The 15,440-nt window shown below is 29.3% G+C and carries 17 protein-coding genes; 8 read left to right on the top strand and 9 right to left on the bottom strand.

Annotated features, from left to right (window positions below; genetic code table 11):
• Window positions 1–152 precede the first annotated feature (152 nt).
• The 8 genes from arsM to ACKTTQ_RS06185 form a co-directional block, all read right to left on the bottom strand.
• Window positions 153–1,121 carry an arsenosugar biosynthesis arsenite methyltransferase ArsM gene (gene arsM / locus ACKTTQ_RS06150; protein WP_113786414.1) on the bottom strand — a complete coding sequence of 323 codons (969 nt, stop codon included), beginning with the start codon at window positions 1,119–1,121 and terminating at the stop codon, window positions 153–155.
• Window positions 1,118–1,549, bottom strand: coding sequence for a DoxX family protein (locus ACKTTQ_RS06155; RefSeq protein WP_093869366.1), 432 nt, complete (start codon window positions 1,547–1,549; stop codon window positions 1,118–1,120). Before ACKTTQ_RS06155 ends, arsM begins: the two co-directional genes overlap by 4 nt.
• The gene (locus tag ACKTTQ_RS06160; RefSeq protein ID WP_093869365.1) at window positions 1,549–2,367 is read right to left on the bottom strand and encodes a purine-nucleoside phosphorylase; all 819 of its coding nucleotides are present in this window, start codon (window positions 2,365–2,367) and stop codon (window positions 1,549–1,551) included. Before ACKTTQ_RS06160 ends, ACKTTQ_RS06155 begins: the two co-directional genes overlap by 1 nt.
• Entirely contained in the window at window positions 2,345–2,983 is a 639-nt protein-coding gene (locus ACKTTQ_RS06165; RefSeq protein WP_093869364.1) for a TIGR04282 family arsenosugar biosynthesis glycosyltransferase, read from the bottom strand. Before ACKTTQ_RS06165 ends, ACKTTQ_RS06160 begins: the two co-directional genes overlap by 23 nt.
• Window positions 2,984–3,036: 53 nt before the next feature.
• Complete coding sequence (locus ACKTTQ_RS06170) at window positions 3,037–3,918, bottom strand: sterol desaturase family protein (protein ID WP_113786415.1); 882 nt, start codon at window positions 3,916–3,918, stop codon at window positions 3,037–3,039.
• A gap of 60 nt (window positions 3,919–3,978) precedes the next feature.
• Window positions 3,979–4,974, bottom strand: a complete 996-nt coding sequence (locus tag ACKTTQ_RS06175; RefSeq protein WP_408048682.1) for an inorganic phosphate transporter — start codon at window positions 4,972–4,974, stop codon at window positions 3,979–3,981.
• A gap of 109 nt (window positions 4,975–5,083) precedes the next feature.
• Complete coding sequence (locus ACKTTQ_RS06180; RefSeq protein WP_093869361.1) at window positions 5,084–5,830, bottom strand: uroporphyrinogen-III synthase; 747 nt, start codon at window positions 5,828–5,830, stop codon at window positions 5,084–5,086.
• An 11-nt stretch (window positions 5,831–5,841) separates the two neighbouring features.
• Entirely contained in the window at window positions 5,842–6,483 is a 642-nt protein-coding gene (locus ACKTTQ_RS06185) for a DUF4271 domain-containing protein (protein WP_408048683.1), read from the bottom strand.
• 78 nt (window positions 6,484–6,561) lie between these two features.
• On the opposite strand from ACKTTQ_RS06185, the gene ACKTTQ_RS06190 reads away from it, so the two are divergent.
• Genes ACKTTQ_RS06190 through ACKTTQ_RS06200 form a run of 3 tightly spaced genes read left to right on the top strand, consistent with a single transcriptional unit; the run spans window position 6,562 to window position 9,099 of the window.
• Window positions 6,562–7,284 carry a polyprenol monophosphomannose synthase gene (locus ACKTTQ_RS06190; RefSeq protein ID WP_408048684.1) on the top strand — a complete coding sequence of 241 codons (723 nt, stop codon included), beginning with the start codon at window positions 6,562–6,564 and terminating at the stop codon, window positions 7,282–7,284.
• 1 nt (window position 7,285) lies between these two features.
• The gene (locus ACKTTQ_RS06195; protein WP_299132339.1) at window positions 7,286–8,620 is read left to right on the top strand and encodes a dihydroorotase; all 1,335 of its coding nucleotides are present in this window, start codon (window positions 7,286–7,288) and stop codon (window positions 8,618–8,620) included.
• Window positions 8,620–9,099: a DUF4296 domain-containing protein gene (locus tag ACKTTQ_RS06200; RefSeq protein ID WP_299132336.1), complete on the top strand. Its 480-nt coding sequence runs from the start codon at window positions 8,620–8,622 to the stop codon at window positions 9,097–9,099. Before ACKTTQ_RS06195 ends, ACKTTQ_RS06200 begins: the two co-directional genes overlap by 1 nt.
• Here ACKTTQ_RS06200 and ACKTTQ_RS06205 read toward each other — a convergent pair.
• On the bottom strand, window positions 9,090–10,091 hold the full coding sequence (locus ACKTTQ_RS06205; RefSeq protein ID WP_408048685.1) for an SDR family oxidoreductase: 1,002 nt from the start codon (window positions 10,089–10,091) through the stop codon (window positions 9,090–9,092). The two genes, ACKTTQ_RS06200 and ACKTTQ_RS06205, sit on opposite strands and share 10 nt — an antisense overlap.
• 197 nt (window positions 10,092–10,288) lie before the next feature.
• Here ACKTTQ_RS06205 and tyrS point away from each other — a divergent pair, with 197 nt between their 5' ends.
• From tyrS to ACKTTQ_RS06230, 5 genes are all read left to right on the top strand, one after another.
• Entirely contained in the window at window positions 10,289–11,593 is a 1,305-nt protein-coding gene (gene tyrS, locus ACKTTQ_RS06210; protein ID WP_113786422.1) for a tyrosine--tRNA ligase, read from the top strand.
• 463 nt (window positions 11,594–12,056) lie between these two features.
• Window positions 12,057–12,374: a hypothetical protein gene (locus ACKTTQ_RS06215; protein WP_143032754.1), complete on the top strand. Its 318-nt coding sequence runs from the start codon at window positions 12,057–12,059 to the stop codon at window positions 12,372–12,374.
• Window positions 12,375–12,556: 182 nt separating this feature from the next.
• Window positions 12,557–13,351, top strand: coding sequence for an MbnP family protein (locus tag ACKTTQ_RS06220; protein WP_408048686.1), 795 nt, complete (start codon window positions 12,557–12,559; stop codon window positions 13,349–13,351).
• Window positions 13,352–13,450: 99 nt separating this feature from the next.
• Window positions 13,451–14,482 carry a cytochrome-c peroxidase gene (locus ACKTTQ_RS06225; RefSeq protein WP_408048687.1) on the top strand — a complete coding sequence of 344 codons (1,032 nt, stop codon included), beginning with the start codon at window positions 13,451–13,453 and terminating at the stop codon, window positions 14,480–14,482.
• Entirely contained in the window at window positions 14,445–15,440 is a 996-nt protein-coding gene (locus tag ACKTTQ_RS06230) for a transporter family protein (RefSeq protein WP_408048688.1), read from the top strand. Before ACKTTQ_RS06225 ends, ACKTTQ_RS06230 begins: the two co-directional genes overlap by 38 nt.

The following is a 15,440-nucleotide window of genomic DNA, read 5'->3' on the forward strand; positions in this document are numbered from 1 at the left end:
TGTTTTCGCTAATTTTATTGATATGTCGAGTTTTAATTCATTATATCAGGAGTTAGCGAAATTATTAGAAAACAATTTAAGAATCAAGTTAAATTTATTCAAGAAAAACCCTCACAAAATGCGAGGGTTTATTACTTTTTTAAATTTTATTCTTAACAACATCCTCCTCCATCATAATGGTAAGTTGATTCTGAGAAAAATATATCATCTCTGCCTAAAGCTTTTAAAGCCGCAGCAGTTTTATCGCAAATAGCTAATGGTTGATTTTTTAATAAAGTGTGCCCTAAGCCATCATCAAAGAAATCTTCATCACCAAAATAAATTGCAGCTTTACCTGTAAAAACACAAGGCCCATCTTCAGGCATTGGATCTTTAATAGCAGCAACTTCAATAGATTCTATGTAAATTAGTTCGTCTGTTGGATAGTTTTTAGGATCTAGAATTCTATACGGTTTCCTAGCTCTTATTTCAATAGTTCCAAAACCAGCATCTGTCAATGCTTTTACATAATCAGCAATTGATAAACTTCCGCTTAAACATAAAGCACGTAAACGTTCGTCATTTCGTAATTCATCATTCATAGGCTGTTCACAAGTGGGATCACTCATTACTAAACGTCCATGAGGCTTTAATACTCTATGCATTTCAGCAATAGCCTTTTTCAAATCGTCTGATTTAAAAATATTGAACAAGCAGTTTTGAGCAGCTACATCTATTGAGTTATCTTCAACAGGAAGGTTCATCGCATCCCCTTTTCGTAAATCAACAAAATCACTTTTAAACCAAGGATTCATTTCTTCAGCTTCTACAAAATTTTTACGAGAAGCTTCTAACATTTCATCTACAACATCTAGTCCTATAACTCCACCTTTTGAACGATTGAAATAAGCAAATTGTAATAATTCCATACCTCCACCAACACCAACATATAGCATTTTAGGGTTGTTAGTTAAGTCACGAGCATGAACAGTAGAACCACAACCGTAGTTCATTTCTTGCATGATTCGTGGAATTTTTAATCCAGGTAATTCCCAAATAGGATTAGTAGTACAACATAAACCAACATCAGGTGTTAGCGCTGCTTCTTTATATACATTATGTGTGGTTTCTAAATAACTCATCTTTGTTTTTTTGATTTGTAATTGATGTAATAATTATCAATTGAAAATATATCTAAATTCTTGGGTAATAGTAATAAACTTATTAATAAAATAGCTCTATACATTACATGTGATAAATCCCAAATAGGATTTTTTAGACCATGACCAATAGTAACAATAACTAAAACTGATGCTAAAACATATAAAGTATAATCTCTTTTAAAACCGATAATTAATAAAAAACCTCCAATTAATTCTACTAAAGATGTATAATAAGAAGTAAATAATAATAAAAAATCAGGTAATAATTCTGAATAACTTGCTTGAAAGAAGTTTTTGTAAACGTTATCTAAACCAAACGTAAAGACTTTTCCAAAACCTTGAAAAAAAAGAATAAATCCTAATAACAATCGAATTGTTAAGACCGCTATTTGTTGATTTCTAATCATTATAATTGTTGTATCAATTCTTTAAATAATGTTATCATTTTTGGCTCTGCTTTTCCTGCTACTTCAATAATTTCTTGAATATTAACAGGTTGAAGGTTTTTTGGGTCGCATTCATCAGTTAAAACAGAGATAGCTATACAAGGCAATTGTAAGTGTTTGGCTACTATTACTTCGGGTACGGTACTCATACCTACAGCATCAACTTCTAAAATTTGTAACATTCTATATTCTGCTCTAGTTTCTAATTGCGGACCAACAACACTAGCATACACACCTTCTTTCAAATCTATGTCGTTTGTTTTGGCAATAGCTTTCATTTTGGTGTTTAATTTTTTTGAATATGGCTCAAGCATATCAGCAAATAAATCACCAAATTCTCCAGCACCTTTAAATGCTAAAGGTGAACCTCCTTGTAAATTTAAATGATCATCAATAAGCATTAAATCACCTTTTTTGAAGTTTAAGTTGATAGCTCCTGCAGCATTTGAAACTAATAAAGTTTTGATTCCTAATTGTTGCATGGTACGTATTCCGTAGGTAACTTCCCAAAGATTATAACCTTCATATAGATGAAAACGACCAGACATAACGACTACTTTTTTCTCAGATAGTACTCCGTAAATAAGTTTTCCAGAATGAAATTCAACAGTTGCCTGAGGAAAATGAGGGATTTCTGAATATGGAATTTCTTGTTCAATGGCTATTTCATCTACTAGTTTACCTAAACCAGTTCCTAAAACAATTCCTATTTCTGGGTTTGTAATTCCTTTATTTTGAAGATACTCTTTAGTCTCTTTAAGTTGTTGTTGTTTCGTCATTTTTAGTTAGCTTTTGAATATGGATATTGTTCTTGTAAAAATCTGATTTTAATAAATCTTCAATAGTATCAATATCGTTTAATTCCTGTAAAAAGGAAATTTTTTCTTGGGTTGTTTTTAATTCCTGTAAAGTTACTTTTAATAAGTTAGATTGGCTCCATGGTTTATTATCAAAAATAGTATTAATCATTTTTGATAAGCCTAATAAATAGTACCCGCCATCTTCGGCTGGACCAAAAACAATCTCATTTTTTTGTAAGTTTTCATATCCCTTGGTAATTACTTCTGATGAAATATCAGGTAAATCTGATCCAATTAAAATGATGTTTTCATAGCCTTCTTCAAAGCCTTCAAGAAAAGCATTCTTCATTCGTTCGCCTAAATCAATACCTTTTTGAATTTTTTTAGTATGATTTTGCCATTTCGAATCAATAATAGTATCAGAAAAGTAAATACGTTTATCAATGGTCAGTTTTTCTGTTACATCTTCAGTAATTTTTACAAGCTCTTTATATATTTCAAAGGCATTTTCATTACCAATAGTTTTTGCTAGTCTAGTTTTGACCTTTCCTAGCTTAATGTTCTTTACAAAAATTATTAAAAGATTTTTACTCATATTCAGTTTTTAATCGATTTTTTCTTTGAATACTTACAAGGAAAAAGAAGTGTTTATTTTTTTAACGGGTATAATTCTTGGCTAATAAAATCTTTAGGAAATGTATCATCACCTTCAAAGCCAATTTCAATATCTCTTCCGTTATGAGGTATGTAGTTAGTTTTAAATAAGTAGTCCCATATGCTTAAGGTAATTCCAAAATTAACTCCTTTTTTTCTTTCTTTAGGAAGTTCTTTAGCATGATGCCATATGTGCATTTTAGGATTATTTAGTATATACTTTAAAAAACCATAATCCCAATTAATGTTAGCATGATTTAAATGACCTATAGTAATGTTAAAAAAATGAATGATAGCTACATCTTTAGCGGTAAACCCTCCCATTATAGCAAGTGGGATGTACTTCATAGAGTTATAAACAACAGGTTCCATCCAGTGATAGCGTAAGTGCGCCGCAAACCCCATTTCTTTTACAGAATGATGTACTTTATGGAAGTTCCATAAAAATTCATACTTATGTAATAAGGTGTGCGTAAACCATTGGATGAAATCAATAATTATAAAGAATATAAAAAGTCTTAATATGTAGTGAAGACTATTAATTTCAAATAATTGAAAACTAGATACAGATAGATTAAATATACTTAAAAAATCATTTAGTAATTGCTCAGAGGTGTTGGATAGAGCAATTAAAACAATCAAGTTTAATATGAAAAAATTAAAAAACATGTAAAAAATATCTAGCCAAAAATCTTTTCTGAATATGGGTTGTTTTTTTCTCCAAGGAAATATTAGTTCCAGTCCCCAAACAACAAATGATATTAGAATCAACCCATAAAAATAATTCTCCCAATTTAATTCAAAGAGTACAGATTGTTTTAAGTAATTCCAATATCCTGTATAAGAATTTTTGATAATTTCCAGGTATTTATTCATAAATAGTATTTACATTATTTCAAAAATAACTAATTGTTTCAATTAAATTTGTATCAGAAGTTACATTAATAATTCTAATGTTTTAAAAACAATTGCGCTCATAATTGCAGCTATAGGAAGGGTAAGTACCCAAGATAATATTATTTTTCCAATTGTTTTATAGTTAGCTTTTTTAGTTACTATACCGATACCAAATAGAGAGCCAACAGAAACATGGGTGGTTGATACGGGTAATCCATGTATACTGGCAGTTGTAACTAATAAACCAGTAATCATATTTGCAGTAAAACCTTGACCAGAATTCATTTTTGTAATTTTTTCACTCATTGTTTCACCAACTTTTTTAGCATTTATTAAACCACCCAAAGCCATAATTACAGCAATAAAAATCATACTCCATTTAATGTCTATTGTGTTAATGATAATTAATAAACCAACTATTTTAGGAGTATCATTCAACCCTCTAGAAAAACTTACAATTCCAGAACTTAAATAATGTAATCCGTCTAAAATCTTAGGAGAAGATATACCAATTAGAGTTGGTTTTTTTGTGTTTAAACTTGGAATTTGTTTTCTTATATATTTAAATAGTAAATAAGCGATTAAACTTAAAGTGGTAGCAACTAATGGGCTTACTATAAGTGGCATTAAAAAGGTATTGCCTAGCTTCCCAAAATTAAATTGTGAACCAACTGCCATCACTCCGGTTCCAAAAAGAGCACCCACTAAACTATGTGTAGTAGAAATTGGCATTCCTATTTTTGTAGCTGTAAAAACTGTAATTGCAGCTCCTAATGCAATTGAAATAGCAAAAGTAGGAGATTGTATTAGTTCATTAGGAACTAACCCTTTTCCTGAAAAGTTTTTAACTAATTCTTTGGCTAGAAAAATAGCAGTAACTGAACCGGCAAAGGTTGTTAAAGTTGCCCAATTAATAGCTTTTTTATAATCAGTTATGCCAGCTCCAAATAATGTGGCAACACCTTTAAAATTATCATTTGCACCATTTGTATATGCTAAAAAACAAGCAGAAATAAAAAGAAGAATTAGTATCATAAAAATATTTTGTGTTACAATTCTGACGAAGTATTTATGTGAAACTTACGAACAAGAAAAACCCCATCAAAATTAATTCTGATGGGGTTTAAATATTTTAAAATAAAAATTACTTTTTATTTACTTCTTTAATATATTTATCTAAAGCCATTGTCATTGATGGAGTTTCTGGAGTTGGTGCAGAAATATCTACACGCAAACCTCTTTTTTCGACAGCTTTAATAGTTGAATTTCCAAACACAGCAATTCGAGTATCGTTTTGTTTAAAGTTTGGGAAATTTTTAAATAAGCTATCAATACCAGAAGGGCTAAAGAATACTAATACATCATAAAAAACATTTTCCAAATCCGTTAAATCACTTACTACTGTTCTGTATAAATCAGCGCGTTTCCAATCAACTCCTAACTTATCTAATTCAGCTGGAATTAATGCTTTTAACTTATCAGAAGAAGGTAATAAAAACTTTTCATCTTTATGCTTCTTAATTAACTTTGTTAACTCAGGAAAAGTTCTGTTACCAACATAAATTTTACGTTTTCTGTAAACTACATATTTTTGTAGGTAATAAGCAACAGCTTCTGACTGACAGAAATATTTCATATCATCAGGAACCGTAAAACGCATCTCTTCTGCTATTCTGAAGAAATTATCAACAGCATTTCTGCTTGTTAAAATAATAGCGGTATAGTTATTTAAATCTATTTTTTGAGCCCTTACCTCTTTTACCGGAATACCTTCAACATGAATAAACGAGCGAAAGTCAATTTTGACTTTTTGTTTTTCTGCCAAATCAAAGTATGGAGAAGTTTCAGTTTTTGGTGCTGGTTGAGATACTAAAATAGTTTTCACTTTCATAAATTTTCTCTTTACGTAGTTGTTGTTTTATAAAGAATCAATAGCGGTGCTATTTCAAGGGTGCAAAAATACAAAATAAAATAAAACAACTTACCTATAACTATGTTTTTATTGTTGGTTATTATTAAAAAGGCTCTGAAAATAAGTAATGTAATTAGTCCAGTAAATAAAAAATAGCTACTGTGTAAACTATATTTATAGAGTATAATTAAAGGTAAAATCCATAAACCTACAGTAAATAAATAACCATATTTAACATACAAAAAATAATTAATGTTTCCTTTTATAGCCAAGATGCTAGCAATCATATTTTCTATAAAATACTTAATAAGTAAATAACAAAATACAGAAGCCAATATAATTAGAAATGTTATGAAATTATTTTTGTTAGTTGTTGATGGTTGTACGATTAAGTAAAAAACTAAAGAAATAGAAATTGAACTATAGCAAAACAAAATAAATTTAAAAGGTGAGAAAAGATACATATTCTCTTCAGCTTTTTTCTGAAAGAAACCAGGTGTAAAAAAAGCCAATGTATACCCCAACAAATAATTTGGTTTTATAAGTTTAAGTATAGCAAGTAATACGATAGTAAAAAGAATTACTAAGGTAAACCAACTATCAGAGTTATTAATAAGTTCTATTGCTTGCAAAATTGGTGTTTTGAGCTCTTAATTAACACAAAATTAGTGATAAATTAGTGTATATTTGCCCTTATTTAGATGAAAATTATGAGGTCAGACACCATAGTCATTATTCCTACATACAATGAAAAAGAAAATATTGAAGCAATTATAAGAGCTACATTTGATCAAGAAAAGGCTTTTGATGTTTTAGTAGTTGATGATAATTCTCCTGATGGAACTGCTTCAATTGTTGAAGAATTACAAAAAGAATTTGTTGATAGATTATATATAGAAAACAGAAAAGAAAAGAATGGCTTAGGAACTGCTTATATTCATGGATTTAAGTGGTCTTTAAATAAAGGGTATGACTATATTATAGAAATGGACGCTGATTTTTCTCATAATCCTAAAGATTTAATAAGGTTGTATAATGCATGTGCAATTGAGGGAGGAGACGTTTCAGTAGGGTCAAGATATTCTGTAGGAGTTAATGTTGTTAATTGGCCAATGAATAGGGTATTATTGTCATACTTTGCTTCTAAATATGTTCGTTTTATAACGGGAATACCAGTACATGATACTACTGCAGGATTTGTTTGTTGGCAGCGAAATGTTTTAGAAACAATACAATTAGATAAAGTTAAATTTGTTGGATATGCTTTTCAAATAGAAATGAAATATAAAGCATGGAAGCATAAATTTAAAATAAAAGAAGTGTCAGTAATTTTTACTGATAGAACTCGAGGAGAATCCAAAATGAGTGGAGGTATAGTATACGAAGCGCTTTCTGGAGTTATAAAAATGAGACTAAACGGATTACCAAAATAATATGCAATCATATTTAATAAAAAATGCCAAAATCGTTAACGAAAACAAGGTTTTTACAGGCGATGTTTTAATTGAAGATAGATATATAAAACAAATAGCAACTAATATTGAAGCAACCACAGCAACAATTATTAATGCTGAAGGAAAGTATTTAATTCCAGGTATGATTGATGATCAGGTTCATTTTAGAGAACCAGGATTAACTCATAAAGCTAATATTGCAACAGAAAGTAAAGCAGCAATTGCTGGAGGAATTACGTCATTTATTGAAATGCCTAATACTGTTCCACAAGCAACAACTCAAGAATTACTGGAAGAGAAGTTTGAAGTAGCAAGAAAAACATCATATGCTAACTACTCTTTTATGTTTGGTGGAACTAATGATAATTTAGAAGAACTATTAAAAACTGATTCTAAAAATGTTGCAGGAATTAAGTTGTTTTTAGGTTCTTCAACAGGAAATATGTTAGTTGATAATGAAGATGTTTTAGAAAAAATATTTTCATCTACGAAGCTTTTAATTTCTGTTCATTGTGAAGATGAGGCAACTATAAGAAAAAATACAGAAGAGTATAAAGCAAAGTATGGTGATGATATTCCAGTTAAATATCATCCAATTATTCGAAGTGAAGAAGCATGTTATTTATCTTCATCAAAAGCAATAGAGTTAGCAAAGAAAACAGGAGCTCGATTACATATATTTCATTTGTCTACTGAAAAGGAAACTCATTTATTTAGAAATGATATTCCGTTAGAAGAAAAGCAAATTACAGCGGAAGTATGTGTGCACCATTTATGGTTTACAGATGCTGATTATGATGTCAAAGGAACTCATATTAAATGGAATCCAGCGGTTAAAACTCAAAAGGATAAAGATGGGTTATGGAAGGCTTTATTAGACGATAGAATAGATGTTATTGCTACAGATCATGCTCCTCATACTCTTGAAGAAAAAGATAATGTGTACACCAAAGCTCCAAGTGGAGGTCCTTTAGTACAACATGCTGTAACTGCTGTTTTAGAAAAAGTTAAAGAAGGAGTATTACCTATTGAGAAAGCAGTAGAGAAAATGTGTCATAATCCTGCTAAATTGTTTAGTGTTGAAAAAAGAGGATTTATAAAAGAAGGTTTTTTTGCTGATCTTGTTATAGTTGATCCTGCTCAAAATTGGGAAGTTTCTAAAGAAAATATTTTATATAAATGTGGATGGTCTCCTTTTGAAGGTCAAAAATTTTCAAACAAAATTACGCATACTTTTGTTAACGGAAATTTGATGTATAATGAAGGAGAATTTAATGAAGAAATTAAAGGTGAACGTCTAGTTTTTAATAGATAATGAATAAAATTTTATATTTTTTTATACTAATGTTTTTGGTTTCTTGTACTAGTAATACTATCTACAAGAAACCAAAAGATTTGATTCCAAAAGATTCTATGGTTAATTTGCTAACCGATATGTATTTGGCATCGTCGGCAAAGAATATTAAGAATAAAAACTTGAAAAAGCTATCGAATTATATGGTAGTTGTATATGAAAAATATAAAATAGATACTGTTAGGTTTGATACAAGTAATAAATATTATACTTCAAGAATAGATGAGTATTCTGAAATGTTAAACTTAGTAAAGAAAAATATTGATAGCCTGTATGATATTTATATTACTAAACAACGAATTCAAGATTCATTAGACAGACCAAATGTTCTTAATTTAACAGGAACTGAAACAGAAAAAGAAATAGATAAAAAACTATTATTAAAAGGAAAAGAATTACCAGAGAAATTAGAAGAATTAGATAAAGGAAATCATAGGTAATCTTTACAAACTCCGTTAATAACTTTAGGAATAGGTTCAAAATCAAAAGTTAAAGCGTCTTTTACTTTTTGCGATGAATAGTACGATTTATTATGAGATGATTTAGCAGAGTTCTTTGTTAGTAATGGTTCTTTTCCAGTAAGTTTTGTTACTAGCCAATCAATACGCCAAAATATTTTTGTAGCAAGCTTATTCACCTTTATTGTAGGTCCTTTTTTATCAAATCCTTTGGCTATTATAGAGAGAACTTCTTTAAATGATTTATTTTCAGAAACTAGAATAAAACGTTCATTCTTAATGCTAGATTCTGCAAGCATAATCATGATCTTAACAACATCTTTAATACCAACAAAACCAGTAACCCCTTCAGTGTAAAATTTAAAACCATTGAATACTTGAGTAAACAATTTCCCTGAGCCTTCTTTCCAAAAACCACTACCTAAAATAACACCTGGGTTTACAACAACTACCTCTACTCCTTCTTGACTTGCGCGCCAAATTTCCATTTCAGCCCCATATTTTGTGATAGCATAACCATGGTTATTACTACTATCTTGCCATTCATTTTCTTCAGTTATAATTTTATCGTTAATACTATCACCTACTGTGGCAATTGAACTAACAAAGCATATTTTTTTTATGGTGTTATCAATACAAAAATTAACAATATTTGCAGTCCCGTCAATATTAACTCTACGCATTTTTTTATAATCTTTAGGGTTAAATGATACTAATGCTGCGCAATGATACACTTGAGTTATAAGATTAGAAAAAACAATTTTTAAAGAAGGAATGTCAGTTATATCTCCTTGGATCCAACGAATCTTTTTTAATAAAGAATTAGTGTCATTTGTATAATAAGAAAATACTTTTTCTACATTCTTTATTCGTTCCTCAGTTCTATAAATAGCTAAAACCGTATCATTTTTTAGAGTTAAATGATATAGTAAGTGCGATCCTACTAAGCCTGTTCCTCCTGTAACTAAAATCATATATGATAAAATATAAACTATCAAATATAAAAAAAGCAACCTTGTTAAATAAGCTCAAAAGTTTTTTTTATATAAAATGATTTCATGTTCCTTGTTTGGTAAATATTAATTCTATGGTTAAAATTAAATTGACATAATGTGGATGATGTTAAAAAATTTCGAAACACTATATTTGTAAACCAAAAAAGATTATAATAATGACCAAGAATTTAGTTGAAGAATTACAATGGAGAGGTATGATACATGATATGATGCCTGGAACCGAAGAGCAATTGCAAAAAGAAATGACAACGGCTTATATAGGTTTTGATCCAACGTCAGACTCATTACATATTGGTAGTTTGGTTCCAATTATTTTATTGGTTCATATTGAAAAAGCAGGGCATAAACCTGTTGCTTTAGTTGGAGGCGCTACTGGAATGATTGGTGATCCATCTGGGAAATCTGATGAGCGTAATTTATTAAATGAAGAAGCACTTGCTAAAAACGTAGAGGGAATTAAAAGAACTTTAGGGCGTTTTTTAAATTTTGATAATGGCAGTGAAAACTCACCTATTTTAGTAAACAACTACGATTGGATGAAGAGTTTTTCTTTTATTGAATTTGCTAGAGATGTTGGTAAGCGTATTACTGTTAACTATATGATGGCAAAAGATTCTGTAAAGAAGCGTATCTCTGGAGAAGGTAGTGGAGGGATGAGTTTTACTGAATTTACATACCAATTAATTCAAGGGTACGATTTTTACCATTTATATAAAACCTACAACTGTAAATTACAAATGGGAGGTTCTGATCAATGGGGAAATATAACTACAGGTACTGAATTAGTACGTAGAATGAATGTTGGTGAAGATGCAAAAGCATATGCAGCTACATGTCCATTAATAACTAAAGCTGACGGATCTAAATTTGGAAAGTCTGAAGGAGGAAATGTTTGGTTAGATGCTGATAAAACTTCAGTGTATAAATTCTACCAATTTTGGTTAAACACTTCTGATGAAGATGCAGAAAAGTACATCAAAATTTTCACATTTTTAGATAAAGAAACTATTAGCTCTTTAATAGAAGAACATAAAGAAGCACCACATCAGAGAGTATTACAGAAAAAATTAGCGGAAGAGGTTACTGTTTTTGTACACTCTAAAGAAGAATTAGATAAAGCAATAGCGGCTTCAAATATATTGTTTGGAAAATCAACAGCGGAAGATTTAAAAAGTTTAGATGAGCAAACCTTCTTAGATGTATTTGATGGGGTTCCTCAAGCTTCAGTTAGTACTTCTGATATCAATGAGGGGTTAGATATGATAGGAGCTTTAGCAGCTAAAACAAATTTTTTAAAGTCAAATGGAGATGCTAGAAGAGCTTTAAAAGAAAATTCAATTTCTGTAAATAAAGAAAAAGTAAAAGAAGATTTTACAATTACAGAAAAAGATTTAATAGCTGATAAATACGTGTTATTACAAAGAGGTAAGAAAAACTATTTCTTATTAAAAGTTGAATAATTAGTTTAAGATACAGCTTTTAAATCAAAAGTTAAAGGGCATCGCTTACAGTTGATGCCTTTTTTTAGGTACTTATTGCAACATTTACCTTTTGGTTTTATGCAGTTTGATGAGCAAATAGAGTCACAGATAGTTTTCTCATTATTTAGAGATACTATAGGCGTAACTTTTTTATTATCAACGTAAAAAACAATCATATTCTTTTAATATAAAGTGCAAATATAGTAATTTATTTAGAATAAATTAAAATAGCAGTTACAAAGCATTCTTTTTCTAATAATTAGAGAATCTCATTCTTGTGAAAATCATTAATTGTTAAAAGGTTCAGGTTCTTAATAGATAAAGAAATATGTTAAATATCATATTCTTTTTAAAAAACTAAAATTATCTTTGCGCCGAATATAATCAAGGTTTGTTAAAAAAAATAAACATATACATTTTTGTTATTTTATATATGGTGGCAATGTTAAGACCAATTGCTCCATTTGTAGAGTATGTAATTAATTATGATTACATATCAAAAATATTATGTATAAATAAAGATAAACCTGAGATGAGCTGTAAAGGAAAATGTCAGCTTATGAAAAAACTTGAACAGCAGCAAGAAGATGATTTTAACTCTTTACGAATATCTATGGAAGAATATCCTATAGGATTTGTTAGTATTTTAAAGGTTAAAAGTGAAAGAGAAGGTTTCTATAAAAAAACACAACAATTTTCCTATAAAAAAGGGTACTACTACTTATTTAATAAAGAAATTTTTCATCCACCTACAGTTTAATTTTTACATACTTTTTTAACTAACTGGCTTACTTTTTTTAATAGTAGGTTAGGGTAGTTATTCACATAATTTAAACTTATTTAATACAATTCTTACAGTAAGAAGCCTCTTCTATGATCAAAGCTATTATGGAAGAGTATAACAATATGTATGTTAAAATTTGCTGTAAAAAAATATAAAAGATGAAAAAAATAATAACTTTCATAGCGCTAGCTATGGCTTTTGTTTCGTGTAGTGATGACGAAATAGGAAATGAAAAATTAGAAGGAAAAAATGAAGTAGCAATTGAATTTGATAACGGATTTTCAAATGATAAATTGTTATTAGGAACTTCAACATATACTAATGGAAACGGTGAAATATTAACTATTAATTCTTTTGATTATATCGTTAGTAATTTTGTACTTATAACTGAAGAAGGCAAAGAAGTAGTTTACCCGAAAGATAATAGCTACTTTATAATAAGTGAAGGAGGAACTAATAAAACTAAAAAAGTTCAAATTTCACTTAAAGATGTACCTGCCGGGAGATATACCAAAATTAAGTTTGGAATAGGTGTAGATCAAGAGCGTTTTAAGCAAGGTCAAGCTGTGCAACAAGGTTTTTGGACTTTAGCTGAAGGTTATAATTTAACTTGGAGTTGGCAAGCTGGGTATAAATTTGTTGTTTTAGAAGGGAACTATAAAGAAAACACTCAAGCTACAGCGTCTCCTTTTATGCTACATATAGCAAGTAGAGGAACTACGGTAGACTTATACAAGGAGGTAACCCTACCTATGGATATTGCTATTGTAGGCAAAGAAACGTCTCCTCAATTGCATATTAAAGTTGATGCTAACAAAATGCTAGACGGAAAAACAAAGATTAAATTATCTGAGGGCTCAACTATTATGGGAGGTGATAAAGCTTCAAATATATCTGAAAATTATACAGATATGTTCATGGTGCATCATGTTCATAATGCAACTCATCATTAACATTACGTAATTCAAAAGAATGGTATTTAACACCATTCTTTTGAATTGTTATACTAATTGATATTGATTAAGCTTAATCAATTGTAAAAATAATACGTAATGAAAAAAATATTGATAGTATTATTGGTATGTACTTTTCTTAGTTGTAAAAAAGATGAGGTATATACTAATGTAGAACTTGTATTTGAAAAGCCCAGTAATTTTCCTGAGCCACATTATGATTTGAAATCAAATCCTATTACTGAGAAAGGGTTTGAATTAGGGAAGAAATTGTATCATGATGGGAAATTGTCTAGTGATGGTGTGGTTTCTTGTGCTTTTTGTCATCAACAAAAATTTGCTTTTACCCATCATGGTCATCAGTTTAGTCATGGTGTTGAAGATAGAAAGGGTAAAAGAAATACTCAGCCTATTCAAAATGTAGCTTTTCAAAAACAATTTTCATGGGATGGAGCAGCTTTTCATTTAGATCTCTTTCCGATAATACCAATTACTAATCCAGATGAAATGGATGAAACTGTAACGAATGTTATTGGGAAGTTACAAAAGGATAAAGTATATAAACAGTTGTTTAGTGAAGCTTTTGAAGATGGTAAAATAAATGCAGACAATACATTTAAAGCATTGTCACAATTTATGTTGATGATGGTTTCATCGAATTCTAAATACGATAAATATGTTAGAAAGGAAAAGGGTGGAGATTTTTCAAATGAAGAAAAAAAAGGATTAGCGCTTTTTAAGGAAAAATGCGCTTCATGTCATACTTCAGATTTATTTACCAATGATGCTTTTAGGAATAATGGACTACCTATTAATCCATATTTGAATGACTTAGGAAGAATGACAGTTACTTTATTAGAAGAAGATAAATACAAGTTTAAAGTTCCCAGTCTTAGAAATATTGAGCTAACTGCTCCTTATATGCATGATGGAAGGTTTGGTTCATTAGTTTCAGTACTTAATTTTTATTCTAATGGAATTCAAGAAACACAAAATTTAGATCCTATTCTTAAAAGCACAAAAGGCATCGTTGGAATTCAATTAAAACAAGAGGAGAAGACAGCAATAATTGTTTTTTTAAAAACATTAACAGATGAAGAATTTATTACAGATAAGAGGTTTACAGAATAAAATAATAGTAGCGCTTTTAATGTGTCTTTTATCAGTGAAATTAGAAGCAAACAATCCTTTTCCTAAATATTATACTTCATTTTTAGATGATTGTGATGCCTGTGGGTGTAGTAACAATGGAGGAAGTTTAGGGCTGGGAGGAATCATTGATAATAATTTCATAGGGGTAAGATACCTACATCAAAAGTACCAATCTAAAGATGGTATTTTTAATAATTCACCAATAATAAATGAATTTTTTAATACAATACAGGTGTGGTCTAGAATTCCAATAATCAAAGGGTATTTAGAGACTCAAATTTTTGTTCCTTTTCATTTTCACTCAAGAGATTATGTAAAAAAAACAACAAGAATTGAAGGGTTGGGAGATCTCTCTTTTTTAATTAATTACACTGTTTTAAATAAAAAAAAGAGTAGTTATAATGAAAAAAAAGATGCGATTTCAACATCTAATCACTTACTAAAAGTAGGAGGAGGTATAAAGCTTCCTACTGGAAATTATGACGAAACAGTTAATAATTCAATTAACCCAAGTTTTCAGTTAGGTACTGGTAGTATTGATGTAATTACCAACGTACAATATGTATATAAACATAATAACTGGGGAGTAACAAACTATCTTAATTATTATTTAAAAACTGCTAATAGCAAAGAGTACCAATTTGGTAACCAGTTTAACTTTAGTAGTACTTTTTTTTATATGTTCAAAGATGTCGGCAAATATAATTTTGTTCCATCTGTGGGAGTATCAGGAGAGTTTTATGATAGTAATAAAGTTTTTAATGTACCAATTAAAAATACAAAAGGGCATGCTTTATTTACAAGTTTTGGAGCTGAGTATAATACAAATAAGCTAACAATAGGAGCATTAGCAATGTATCCAGTACAACAAAAATTAGCGCAAGGAACTATTAAAATAAAATATAGATCAAGCATCTATTTAAATTACAATTTTTAA

Source organism: Tenacibaculum halocynthiae, from assembly GCF_964512825.1.
In the GTDB taxonomy this organism is placed as follows: Bacteria; Bacteroidota; Bacteroidia; order Flavobacteriales; family Flavobacteriaceae; genus Polaribacter; species Polaribacter halocynthiae.

Coding starts and splice junctions, on each gene's coding strand:
- ACKTTQ_RS06165 (WP_093869364.1), bottom strand. CDS start 2,983: ATGAGTAAAAATCTTTTAATAATTTTTGTAAAGAACATTAAGCTAGGA.
- ACKTTQ_RS06220 (WP_408048686.1), top strand. CDS start 12,557: ATGAAAAAAATAATAACTTTCATAGCGCTAGCTATGGCTTTTGTTTCG.
- tyrS (WP_113786422.1), top strand. CDS start 10,289: ATGACCAAGAATTTAGTTGAAGAATTACAATGGAGAGGTATGATACAT.
- ACKTTQ_RS06200 (WP_299132336.1), top strand. CDS start 8,620: ATGAATAAAATTTTATATTTTTTTATACTAATGTTTTTGGTTTCTTGT.
- ACKTTQ_RS06180 (WP_093869361.1), bottom strand. CDS start 5,830: ATGAAAGTGAAAACTATTTTAGTATCTCAACCAGCACCAAAAACTGAA.
- ACKTTQ_RS06175 (WP_408048682.1), bottom strand. CDS start 4,974: ATGATACTAATTCTTCTTTTTATTTCTGCTTGTTTTTTAGCATATACA.
- ACKTTQ_RS06195 (WP_299132339.1), top strand. CDS start 7,286: ATGCAATCATATTTAATAAAAAATGCCAAAATCGTTAACGAAAACAAG.
- arsM (WP_113786414.1), bottom strand. CDS start 1,121: ATGAGTTATTTAGAAACCACACATAATGTATATAAAGAAGCAGCGCTA.
- ACKTTQ_RS06170 (WP_113786415.1), bottom strand. CDS start 3,918: ATGAATAAATACCTGGAAATTATCAAAAATTCTTATACAGGATATTGG.
- ACKTTQ_RS06205 (WP_408048685.1), bottom strand. CDS start 10,091: ATGATTTTAGTTACAGGAGGAACAGGCTTAGTAGGATCGCACTTACTA.
- ACKTTQ_RS06225 (WP_408048687.1), top strand. CDS start 13,451: ATGAAAAAAATATTGATAGTATTATTGGTATGTACTTTTCTTAGTTGT.
- ACKTTQ_RS06215 (WP_143032754.1), top strand. CDS start 12,057: ATGTTAAGACCAATTGCTCCATTTGTAGAGTATGTAATTAATTATGAT.
- ACKTTQ_RS06160 (WP_093869365.1), bottom strand. CDS start 2,367: ATGACGAAACAACAACAACTTAAAGAGACTAAAGAGTATCTTCAAAAT.
- ACKTTQ_RS06155 (WP_093869366.1), bottom strand. CDS start 1,549: ATGATTAGAAATCAACAAATAGCGGTCTTAACAATTCGATTGTTATTA.
- ACKTTQ_RS06190 (WP_408048684.1), top strand. CDS start 6,562: ATGAGGTCAGACACCATAGTCATTATTCCTACATACAATGAAAAAGAA.
- ACKTTQ_RS06230 (WP_408048688.1), top strand. CDS start 14,445: ATGAAGAATTTATTACAGATAAGAGGTTTACAGAATAAAATAATAGTA.